Below are 11,628 nucleotides of genomic sequence, written 5' to 3' on the forward strand. Positions count from 1 at the left end.
AAAAACGGCATGATGCTTACCACCTGAGCGGAAAGCCGCGCCTGGGCCGTTTGCACGCGAAGCGACCTGCGCAGGTCAAGCCCATGCGCCACTGAGTCTTCCGCCGAACGTAAAATGGGCGTGGCGCTGCCGCCGCACACGTACTGCACGTCCAGCGCCATGGCGACGAATCCCAGCTCGGGCAATCCTGAAAGCCTATGGAACCGCGCAAGCGCCTCGTCCATCGAATAGCCCAGTTCCAAATCGTGTGACACGCGCGCGAACGATTCCTTGGCAGGAGACGGCACCTCTGCCGCCACCTCAGCAAACGCCTGCGGAAGCGAGAGTCCCGCATGAAGGCATGCCTCCATGCAGCGCAGCGCATCGGGCACTTGCTCGCGCAACGCCTCTTGCTCGCGCTCTTTCTCGTGCGCCAGGAAGGCCGACGCCGCAAGCGTCAAAAACACCGGAACCAGAATTCCCGCAAGAGGCGACCTAGACACAAGAACGCACGCAACGCTCGCCGCCACAAGCGCAAGGCAGAACGTCGATGCGACGCTGCGTGCAGAAGCGATAAGCCCCCGACGTTGCGCAAGCCGCGCCGCATCCCTCAGCGCATCGCCCACAACGCTCCACGACTCCATCCTTCGCGCAATGCCGTCAAACGTTTGCACCCCGTTGCGCAGCACATAGGCGAACAGGCCTTGCGCGACTGCTTTGACATCTTTTTGGCGAATGCCCTCCTCCATAGAGGCAGATTGCATGCGTGCCGCTGAAAACGCGTTATGCGCAGCGCGATACCCGTTCCTCCCCGCAGCCAGCGCGCCCGCGAATCCCAAGGCGCATGCAGCCGTCAAAAGCAGTCGCGCATCCATGCATCCACCTCCTCTCTCGCAATCGCCTTCGACTCCACGGCGGCATCAAGCCATTCCGGGGTCTTGCTCCAAGAACCCGAAACGTCCAAACCGCGCCGCTCGAACAGGGGAACAACCTTGCACGGAGCATCGTCGCCTCCGTTCTCCACCTGCGCGATCTGCGTCACGAACCTCCTGCCATCCCTGAAACGAGCCGTCTGGATAACCAGGTCAAGCGCCGACGCGATGTTCGATTCGATGACGTCCACAGGTAAGTCCAACCCGTAGCGCACCATGGTCACCAGGCGCATCACCATGTCCTCGGGGGAGTTCGCATGCAAGGTCGTAAGCGATCCATCATGCCCCGTGTTCATGGCCTGCAGCATGTCCAGCGTCTCCGCCCCGCGGCATTCGCCTACGATGATGCGGTCAGGACGCATGCGCAGCGCGTTGCGCACCAGATCGCGGATGGTCACCTCGCCCACGCCCTCGGCGTTGCGCGGACGCGCCTCCAGGCGCACCACGTGCGGATGCTCGGTGAATCGCAGCTCGGCGGAGTCCTCGATGGTCACGATGCGCTCCGCCGGGCTGATCGTGCACGACAGCGCATTGAGCAGCGTGGTTTTGCCGCTGCCCGTACCGCCGCACACCGCGATATTCTTGCGAGCCCGCACCGCCCATACCAAAAGCCGTGCGACGCGCGAGTCGAACGACCCCATCTCTTGCATCTGGCTGAGCGTCATCGCGCGCTCGGTGAACTTGCGAATCGTGATGGCCGGACCGTCCACCGCGAGCGGCGGAATCACCACGTTCACACGATGGCCACTGGGAAGACGCGCATCCACCATGGGACTGCTTTCGTCTACGCGGCGGCCGAGCGGCGCAAGGATGCGGTCGATGAGGGCCCGCACGTGTGCCACATCCGAAAACATGGGCGCCACACGCTCCAACGCTCCCGCACGTTCCACGTAGATGGACGACGTCCCGTTCACCATGACCTCGGTCACCGTGGGGTCATCGATATAGGGCTGAAGCGGACCCAGGCCAAAAACCGTGTCCAGAAGCTCCACCACCAGGCGTTCTTTGGACTCGGCAGAACGGCCCGACCACTTTCCCGTGGCGAACACCTTCGTACAGGCGCTCTTGAGCTCGCTTCGCGCGCGACGCGGGTTCTCGGCGGAAAGCCGCGCAATCATGTCACCGGGGACAAGACGCGCCACTTCCTCCTTAAGTTCGTCGAGCATCCAGCGCCGCCCCGCCGCACCAAAGGGGCTCCCTTCCGCCTCGGCGGCGCGCACGCGTTCCATCAGCGTCATCTTCACCCGCCCCTTCCGAACAGCGACCTGCGCTTACGTGCCGGCTCCGTCTTGGCGTTCGTCAGCGTCTCCCGCTTTTCTGCCGGCAGCACGCGTTCGAGCACGTCCTTGACCGCTCCGACAAGCGGGTTCTTCGAGTCCAGTAACTCTTGGACATAGCCCGACCCCAAAAGCTCGTCGACATCGCGCCCGCCCTCGGGCAGTTCGACCGCATGGGCGCCGCGCAGCGAGCACGACACGTCTACGGCTGAAAGCAGCTTTGTGCGATCGTGCCGATTGACGGCGAACGTGAACGATGTGGTGGCCACGCCCATGCGAGCGCACAGCTCAACCGCGTGGGTCGTTGCGCGAAGCGACGAAGGCCGACTATCCATAAGGAAAATCACCGCATCCGCCGCCTCGAACGTCGTCGGCTGAGCATCCGACCAGAACGCGCCGGTGTTCACGATCACCACGTCGCACATCGACGTCGCTTTGGCGATAACGCCGGCAAGCCCCGGCGCCACCTCTTCAGACATCTCCAACCTGCGAGGCGCGGCGATGAGCGCAATACCCCGCTGCGCCTCTTCGCCAAGACGATCGAGCCTTGACGGCTCGGCAAGCGCTTCCTCTATTCGAAGCGGTTCTTTGACGCCCAGCAGGTAATGCAAATCGCCAAATTGCAGATCGGCGTCGATGGCGATGGTCGAAAGGCCCGCCTTGGACACGAGCGCCGCAGCGATGGCGGCCACGGTGCTTTTGCCGCACCCGCCGCTACCCGACGCCACTGCTATGACCGCCGCCGATTTCGACGCAGCCGCCTTCATGGCCTGGCGAGATTGCAAAACGAGCGTCGGCGAAGCGGCCGTAGAAGGCCCGGCGCTTTGCGGAACGGCCGTAACGCCCGAAGCGTCCGACACCGCACCCTTGGCTGTCGGCGCCGCGCCGTCTTGGGGCGCAATCAAACCAGAACCCGTCGGCATCGACGCCGGGTTCTGAGGCATCGCCGCGCCGATGCAAGCCTTTGCCAATGCATCCGCGTCCGAAGACCGCCTTCCTGTCACCACGCTCTTTGCAGGAAAATCCGCCTTTGCCACTGAAGCGGCGTTCGCGGAAGGCCCTGCCGACGCGCTTCCGTTTAATGACGAAGGCGTGGCATCTGAACACGCACGTTTCACCTGCGAGAATCGCTTCAGAAACTGCGATTCCGACCACAATCCGTCGATTCCCGCATTTGCCACGCGACTTGCCATGGACCCGTTCTGCCCGCACGACACCACGTACACCCGCTTCGCAGGATCGTCGCGTTTGATGGCGGCGGCCACGTTGATAGGCTCCATGTCGTCGCACGACACGACCCAAGCTTCCTCGACGGCGGCAAGCAGACGCGCCGCCCTGCGGCAATCCTCGGCGCTCGAAGCGCATGCCAGCCACCCGAACGCGTCCAGGGGCTCGCCTGCAAGCCCCACCATGGCGGGGTTGCGCAACGATTGTCCGTCCGCGCACATCACCACACGTTTCTCCATCGACCTCAAACCTCCTCGGCTGCCGCCGCACAATGCTCGCTCATTCGGAATCAGCGTCAGCTTCGTCTTCAGACTCCGATGAAGCCCCTACCTGGTCGGAGGGCTCATCATCGACGGACGCAGCTTCCGCGACGCCCTCCAGGTCATCGCCGTCATCTGCAACGTCGACATCGTCCGCAGCGTCTGAGTCACCGGACTCGCCCGTCGTGCCCTCGCTCACAGCATCACCACCGGGGTCCCAAGACGATTCATCCCCCGAATCAGCCGTCGCACCTGTGTCAACGCCTCCCTCGACCGCCGCCCCTTCGGAGGGAAGCGTGAAATACAACTCGGTCTTCTGCGCCGCAGCGATCAGTTCCTCCACCAAATCGGGGGCTACGGCCAGCGTCACCCAAGAGATGTCGGCCTCAGAATCGTCACCGCCCTCGACGGATGTGGCGGATGTGGACAGCACCAGCACCGATGCGGCCAGGCGTTCCGTCGCCGTTCCCGACGTCGCATACACATCCACCGTGGATCCCGCCGTCACCGAACCGCCCACGGCCGACACCGACTTGGAAGGCACGCTCACGGCGCACAGCCCCTCAGGCACCTGCAACGCCGGCGTCCCCTTCTCTTCGAAACGGCGCATCGAAACCACCTCTCCCGCATACACCGGGCTGGACAGCGTCTTGCCTTCCACGGCGGCAAGGTCGAGCACGGCATCCTGCGGAAGAAGCTCACCTACCCACAAACGCTTTTCGCTATTAGCGGAATTGACCGTCTCGCCTGCCACTATGTCTTTCGTTGCTACATACGCCTCGACTTGCTCCCCGCCGAACCGCGCGAGCGCCTCGGCACGCTCGGCCTCCACCTGGGCGTTGAGCTCCTGCGCGTACAGCAGAATCGCCGCCACGCACAAAAGCCCGCACACGATGCCCGCTATCAGGCTCTTTTTCCGTCGCATCGGCGCATCTCCCTTCCCCGCCGCCCGCACATGCAGCACATTCCTCGTGTCTCAGGAGGCGTGGCCTTGCGCACTGCCGCCGGCCAGCGCCCCATTCGACACGTTTCCATCATGACGCGCAAACCTTGCCAAACCCTTTCCCGCGGTTTCGGTTTTTGCGGCGCGGATTATCAGGAACCTGTCGCTCAGATACGTGGAATCAGGCGGAATTGCCCTCGCGGTTTACGTCGAAATATGCAGAATGCCCCTCTGCGTCTTTCCAAAATCTTGCCGGAATCTTGCCCAAACCTTGCCGCATACGAAAAAACGCCCTCCGCGCAATGCGGAGGGCGTCTCAAAACGTCCGATATGGTATATAAAAAGGTCTCGGAAAACCCTACGGAATTCTTAGTAGGTGAAACTTCAGCAACCCCGAATGCGGTTTAAGCAAACATAAAACAAAGCCCCCGCGCGCACTGCTCAGGGGCTTCAAAATCAGATGGTGGGCGATGAGGGATTTGAACCCCCGACCTTGACCTTGTAAGGGTCCTGCGCTCCCGCTGCGCCAATCGCCCGGTGACGCGATATTCTCGCACAAAACCGCACACTTGTCATTCACATCGCTAAAAACGCAAAAGCGCCACCCCGAAGAGCGGCGCACTATCCCAGAAAAGACAGAGGGCTCGGCTCCCCTCCTATTAGCCGAACCCTCATCCTTACCGAAGCTCAATGCCTCTGTAATACGCAGGCAATTGTACAACTTTGCGCACGAAAAAGATACCGTTTCTCCAAAATCGAAATGTAATATGGCCCTGCACGCTGAAAAATCGCGTCGAAAACGCCTGATAACAGCGCAAACTAGCCAAACTGGCTCATCCGCGGCACCGCCCTGGAATAAAGGCTGACGCACACGGCCCATTCGATCCCTACCGGTACCATCCAAAGTACCCCCCCCTCAAGAGTTCCGCACGAAACGCCATGCGCGCAGTCAGACCTAAATCTTTCACGTCTCTCGCTGAACCGTGACACGCACGTGACAAACTTCGAACAATCCGCTCCTAAACTTTCCCACGCGTGCGAACGTCAGTCATTCGCCGCATAGGAATACGCTCGATCGGGAATCGCGCATCGGACGGCAATGGACCGGATGTCGCGAGAGTCCGATTCGCGCATCGTGCGTTTCCTTCAACGAAGCACGTGCCGCGCACGTCACAGGTGGGCACAACCCGACATCAGCCGTCAGGCAAAGCACACCGCCAGTGCGTGGCCGCAACAGCTTATCGTCGAGAGAGGAAACCATGAACGAACTTGAAAACGCTTACGAGCGCGGCACGTTTGGCGTGTCACGCCGCACTTTCATGAAGCTCGCCGGTGCCGCAGGCATGACCGCCATGGGCGGCATGCTCGTGTTCCCCGACGCGGCATACGGCCTCTACACCGAGCCCACCAATCCCAATTGGGAGCCGCTCTCGGGCGACAAGGTGCGCTTCACCGTGCACAGCGACACGCACTTCACCAAATACGACATGAAGAACAAGTTCGCCCTGGCGTTCAACACCATCTACGAGCAGATTCCCGACGTCCAGGCGCACGTCTTCGACGGCGACACCACCGAGAACGGCGCCGACAGCGAATATGCCGACCTCGTGGAATACTTCAACAAATACATTAAGAAACCGCCCATCATCTGCATGGGCAACCACGAGATGTATGCGCACGGCAACGATCTGCCCAAAGCCATCCAAGCGTTCAAGAACAATGCGCTCGCTAAGCTGACCACCCCCGACACGCCCCAGGCGCCCGGTGGCACGCATGAAGGCCTGATTCACTTCGCCGGCAAGGTGGGCGGCGAAAACGGTTACTGGCTCATCGCCGCCAGCTGCGGCCTGAGCTACGATTACGGCTACAAGATCCCCACCGAAGAAGATTACGGCGCGCCCACGCCCGTGCAGTGGATGATTCAGAACATCGAGGCAGCCGTGGAGGAGGACCCCACCAAGCCTGTGTTCGTGTTCACGCACCATCCCATGCCCAACACCGTGCATTATTCCCCCGAAAGCTTCGGCGCCGGCTGGATTGGCCAGTTCAACGACGACGTATACACCGGCCAATTCTCGTTCCAGGAGTACCTGCAGGCAAATTTCCCGCAGGTCATCCACTTCTCCGGCCACACGCACATCCCCGACAACGACCCTCGTTCCATTTGGCAGGACGGCTTCACCGCCGTGCAGACCGCCACGTTCGGCAACGCGTTCTGGATGCAGGGCGGCGCCAACAAGGACGGCTACGACAACGCCGGCGATACCGGCGGATTCCCCGCTGACACGCAGGACGCAAGCCAGTGCCTGCTCGTGGAGGTAGATCCCGCCAACGGTCACGAAGTGACCATCCGCCGCATGGATTTCCGCGAAGGAAGTTACATCGGTCGCCCGTGGACGTTCAAGGTTTCCGACCAGAGCACCTGGGCGTACAGCCACGCCGCGATGGAGGCAGCCAACAAGCCGCCCATCGTTGCCGACGAAGCCCAGGTGATCGTCAGCGTGTCCGAACCCGAGCCTGGCGAGAACGCTACCGTCTCATTCACCTTGCCCGCTGACAAGATTACCGCCGATGCCACGGGCGTCGAGGACGACATCGTGATGTCGTACCGCATGGTGGTGCGCCCCGCATCCGACCCGCAGGGCGAAGCCGTGTACGATGCCTGCTTCATGTCGGATTACTATCTGGCCTCGCAGAACCGCCCGGCGGAGTTCACCCGCCCGCTGTTTGGCGCCTCGCTTGAAGCGGGCGACTATGTGCTCACCGCCTATGCGCGCAACCCCTGGGAGAACGAGACGCAGATCGGCGAGCCCGTTGAGTTCACCATGCCCGAGCCCGTCGCCCTGCCCATGACCGCGATGCTGGCCGTGAACTTCGCCAACGGCTCTGCGAATGACACCTCCGAATTCGCTCACAGCGTATCCGCCTACGGAAACCCCACCTATGAGGAAGCGCCCGAATTCGGCGGCAAGCTGGTGGCAAATTTCGACGGCGCCTCGTGCTACGGCTACGGCTTCGCCCAGGAGGACTACGACAAGCTGGCCGGATCGGTCACCCGCGAGCTTTTGGTGAAGTTCAACGAGCTGCCCGACAGCGGCTATTGCGATATCTTCTCGAGCGGCGAAGGCGTGGGACATTGGATCGAATACGACGGAAGCGGCACTCTGTACCACTACGGCAACAACGGCTCAGCCTGCGCCACCGCGCAGATCGAAGCCGGCGTATGGATGCATCTGGTGTGCACGTTCGACGGCAGCGCGCTGCGCGTGTACAGAGACGGCGCCCTCGTGGACGAAGTCGAATACACCGAATCGTACCAGGCGCCCCGCGCGAATCCTTACGTGTGGTACATCGGAGCCGACACCGACGGCGATGGCAAAGCACAATGCTGGAGCAACGCCAAGATCGCATTTGTCAACATGTACTACGGCACCGCCGCCGATGATGCCGCCGTGGCTCAGATGTATGCCAAGGCAGCCGTATGCACCATCGCCGACGACGCAATTGCCGAGGGCGCGTTCGGCGAACCCGAGGTGGGCAAGCTGTGCATCCTGCCCACCGTGATGGCGACCGACGTGAACGGCGCGCAAATCCAGGCGGTGCCTTCGGTGACCGCCCCCGACGGAACCCAGGTCGAGCTGTCTCGCGTTGAGGGCGGCGAGGTATCCACGCTGGCGGATGCTGTGACCTACGGATTCACCCCCACAATCGAGGGTTGCCACGAGGTTGTCTACACGGCAGGTTACGGTGCCACGTACGCCGTCACCTTCGCGGTCGCTGCAGCCACTACCACGGGTCCTGACGAGCCCTCAACTGACCCTGACAAGCCTTCCACCGACCCCGACAATCCTGGCACGGGCGACGGTGACCAGGGCGGATCCGACAAGCCCGGCACGGGCGGAACCACCGGCGACGGGCAGGGCGGCTCTGGTTCTGACAAGCCTGGCGCAGGAAACGGCAACCAGGGCGGATCCGACAAGCCGAGCGGCTCCGATAAGCCCAGCGGCTCCGACAAGATTGACCCCGATAAGCTTGCCGATGCAAATTCCGGCTCCAACGCGAGCGATTCGCTGCCCAAGACGGCAGACCCGATGGGCGCCTTCACCACAGCGGTAGGCGCGGTCGCAGCGGTAGCCACGGTTGCCCTGGGAGCAGCAGGCGCGATGGCCAAGAAACTCGGCTTCGACAACGGCGAAGACACCGATCGCCAGTAGGTCTTGCACGTTCCACCCATTCCGGCGCCCGGCCCATCCCTCACCCACTCCAGAGCCGGCGCATAATAAAAGCCCGTACGTTCATTCTGCAGAACGTACGGGCTTTTCGTTTGACGAGATAGGCTACAGCGTACGGCGGCTCTCGATGGCGCGGCCCAACGTGACCTCGTCGGCGAATTCCAGGTCGCCGCCCACGGGCAGGCCGCTCGCGAGGCGCGTCACCTTGACGCCCAGCGGCTTGATTAGGCGCGCGAGGTACGCCGCCGTGGTCTCGCCCTCCACGTTGGGGTTGGTGGCCAGCAGCACCTCGGTCACGTCCTCCGACGCCAACCGCGCCATCAGCTCGGAAATGCGCAGGTCATCGGGTCCGATGCCCTCCATGGGTGAAAGCGCGCCGCCCAGCACGTGGTACACGCCCGAATACGCGGACGTGCGCTCGATGGCCGCGATGTCGCGCGGCTCGCTGACCACGCAGATGGCCGACGCGTCGCGCCGGGACGACGCACAGATCTCGCACAGGTCGTCCTCGGCGTAATTGAAACAGCGCTTGCAAAAATGCACGCTGTCCTTCACCTCAATGATGGCGTCGGCCAAGCGCAGCGCCGTTTCACGGTCGGCGTTGAGCAGCCAATACGCGATGCGCTGGGCGCTTTTGGGGCCTACGCCCGGCATGCGCTCCAGCTCATCGAGCAGCTTTTGTATGGCAGGGGCCGATTCCACGAACGGTCGCGCCTTACATCAAGCCGGGGATGTTCATGCCGCCGGTGGCAGCGCTGATGCGCGCAGAGCCCTGGGCGGAAACGGCACGCAGCGCCTCGTTGCAGGCGGCAACGACCATGTCCTGCAGCATCTCCACGTCCTCGGGGTCAACGGCATCGGGATCGATGGTGACAGAGAGGATGCTCATATCGCCCTGCGCCACGGCCTTCACCATGCCGCCGCCCGCGGTGGCCTCGGCGGTCATGGACTTGATCTCCTCCTGCGCCTTGGCAAGCTCAGCCTGCATCTTGAGCGCTTGAGCCATCATGTTCTTGTTGATTCCCATCGGGTTCTTCGCCATGAGAACGGTTCCTTTCTCTTTACAGCCGCCGACACTTTGCCGCCGGCGACGTATTGCACGATTTCATACGATGCGAAAGACTACCACACCTCGCGCGTTATTCCTCTTGCACGTCATCCATCGACACGCCGAAAGCGCCGAAGATGTCAGCGATATCCATGCCGCCATCCGCGGGCCGGGCAGGTTGCATCGACGGGAACGGCGAGGGCTTTGCACCTCCGTTGCCTATGCTGCTCGGCATTTTCCGGTTTGCAAACGGGTTGGGCTTATTGGGGTCAACCGCAGCATCCGGGTCGAAGGGAACGAACGGACGCGAGGCGGGCGCGGCGTTTTGCGCGGAAGTAGACTGCGAGGCGCCGTTCGACCCAGCCGCGCCGGCAGCCCCCTGCTCTTGAGCCGCATCGGAAGCTTGCTCGGTCGCCGTTGCGTTCACGTCGGTCGTCGGGTCGTCCCCCACGCCGGGCCAGCCCTTGGCCACAACCGTGCCCTTCGGGCGCTTCTTGGGCGCCGGCATCGAATCGAATCCCAGCTTCTTGCCGATGAGATACGGATCCACAGGAGCAGGCCCGTTGACGCCAAGCGCGGGGTTTTTCGCCTCATGCGTAGAGTGCACAGGCTCGGCAGGTGCTTGGTTCGACTGGGCAGCACGTGCAGGGCGATGCGCCGGGGCAGTCGACGCCGCAGGCATTGCGGTCGCTGCAGCCTGAGCAGACGTCGCAGCCACTGCCGTCGGCGCCGAAGCGGGCATCAAAGCAGATGCTGCTTGCGCCGGGGCCGTATCGGCGGGCTTTGCCGCGGGCGCCGACATTGCGGTCGCGGCAGCCGGTTCCGCAGCCTCGCCTTCCCATGGCGCGGGATACGAAGCATACGCATCGTCTTCTATATAAGAAGCAATATCCGCATCGGAATACGGCACCACGTCGTCATCATAGGCGGGCGCCTCCGGTGCGGAAGCAGCGCCGGCATCACGCGAAGGCATTCCTTGGCCGTCCGGGGCCGTCGCCTCGGCGCGGCTCGCAAAGTTCGGCTTCGGTCGAGCGAACGCGGGCGCAGCTGCGGAGGAATCGTCTTTGCCTGCGATCCCCGCAGCATCGGCAGGCGCATGATCAAAAGGGACGGAGTTCCCCGCATCCGACGAAGGGGGACGGCGGAACGCAGGCGCTCCTTGGCCCATGGGTCGGCTCGACGCCATGTGCCCGGGGGCAAATTGGGGCACGGGCCCCGAAGCGCCCGGCATCGGCGCGGGCGCATGCGCCGCCCCCGTGGCGGCCGCAGCGGCCATGACGGCAGCCGCGACGCCCCCGCCCTGGGTGAATCGGAACGGCACGGAATCGCCAAATGCATGCTCAAGCGCCGCGGCAAGAGCCGTGGACACGTCGGGCTTTTGCGCCGCCGAATAGGCGAAATCGTTTTCCTTGGAGAACTCGATGGCCACGCCCGAACCGTCCGCGTCGGCCACCACGCGCGCCGACTGCATGAGCGCGGCGTATACCGCACGCTGACGCTTCAGCTCGGCAAGCGTCGCCTGCCAGCCTCGCTGCAGCGCCGCAGGATTGAGGAGCTTTGCCTTGATGGCATCGGATGCACTCTGACCAGGCGCGGCGGAACCCTGCGCCGCAGGAGCCGAAGGGGCGGGCGCGGGTGCCGCGGGAGCGGAGAAAGCACCGGGAGCCGCCGCGGGATTCGGAGCCGCCGCCTGCGCCGGAGCCTGAGCGGGCGCAGCGCTTGCCGGAGCC

At 63.3% G+C, this 11,628-nt stretch carries 7 protein-coding genes, 1 tRNA gene and 1 pseudogene; 1 reads left to right on the forward strand and 8 read right to left on the reverse strand.

Features of this window, described 5'->3' with window-relative positions:
* The 5 genes from Q0J60_RS09365 to Q0J60_RS09385 all read right to left on the reverse strand — a co-directional run.
* Positions 1-854 (reverse strand): type II secretion system F family protein (locus tag Q0J60_RS09365; RefSeq protein ID WP_294440890.1); only part of this gene is annotated, 854 nt, incomplete at its 3' end.
* Positions 833-2,149: a CpaF family protein gene (locus Q0J60_RS09370; protein WP_294440892.1), complete on the reverse strand. Its 1,317-nt coding sequence runs from the start codon at positions 2,147-2,149 to the stop codon at positions 833-835. The genes Q0J60_RS09370 and Q0J60_RS09365, both read right to left, overlap by 22 nt.
* Before the next feature lie 2 nt (positions 2,150-2,151).
* Positions 2,152-3,654, reverse strand: coding sequence for a P-loop NTPase (locus Q0J60_RS09375; RefSeq protein ID WP_294440894.1), 1,503 nt, complete (start codon positions 3,652-3,654; stop codon positions 2,152-2,154).
* A 40-nt stretch (positions 3,655-3,694) separates the two neighbouring features.
* The gene (cpaB, locus tag Q0J60_RS09380; protein ID WP_294440896.1) at positions 3,695-4,600 is read right to left on the reverse strand and encodes a Flp pilus assembly protein CpaB; all 906 of its coding nucleotides are present in this window, start codon (positions 4,598-4,600) and stop codon (positions 3,695-3,697) included.
* Positions 4,601-5,079: 479 nt separating this feature from the next.
* Positions 5,080-5,154, reverse strand: a tRNA-Val gene (locus tag Q0J60_RS09385).
* A 723-nt stretch (positions 5,155-5,877) separates the two neighbouring features.
* Here Q0J60_RS09385 and Q0J60_RS09390 point away from each other — a divergent pair.
* Positions 5,878-8,832 carry a LamG-like jellyroll fold domain-containing protein gene (locus tag Q0J60_RS09390; protein WP_294440898.1) on the forward strand — a complete coding sequence of 985 codons (2,955 nt, stop codon included), beginning with the start codon at positions 5,878-5,880 and terminating at the stop codon, positions 8,830-8,832.
* A 123-nt stretch (positions 8,833-8,955) separates the two neighbouring features.
* On the opposite strand, the gene recR is transcribed toward Q0J60_RS09390, so the two are convergent.
* The 3 genes and pseudogenes from recR to Q0J60_RS09405 all read right to left on the reverse strand — a co-directional run.
* Positions 8,956-9,552, reverse strand: a complete 597-nt coding sequence (recR, locus tag Q0J60_RS09395) for a recombination mediator RecR (protein WP_294440900.1) — start codon at positions 9,550-9,552, stop codon at positions 8,956-8,958.
* A 13-nt stretch (positions 9,553-9,565) separates the two neighbouring features.
* A complete protein-coding gene (locus tag Q0J60_RS09400; RefSeq protein ID WP_294440902.1) occupies positions 9,566-9,877 on the reverse strand; it encodes a YbaB/EbfC family nucleoid-associated protein in 312 nt (103 codons plus the stop codon).
* A 112-nt stretch (positions 9,878-9,989) separates the two neighbouring features.
* Positions 9,990-11,628 (reverse strand): annotated as a pseudogene (locus tag Q0J60_RS09405) (hypothetical protein); the annotation flags it as partial.

The organism is uncultured Slackia sp. (assembly GCF_944321625.1).
GTDB lineage: Bacteria > Actinomycetota > Coriobacteriia > Coriobacteriales > Eggerthellaceae > Slackia.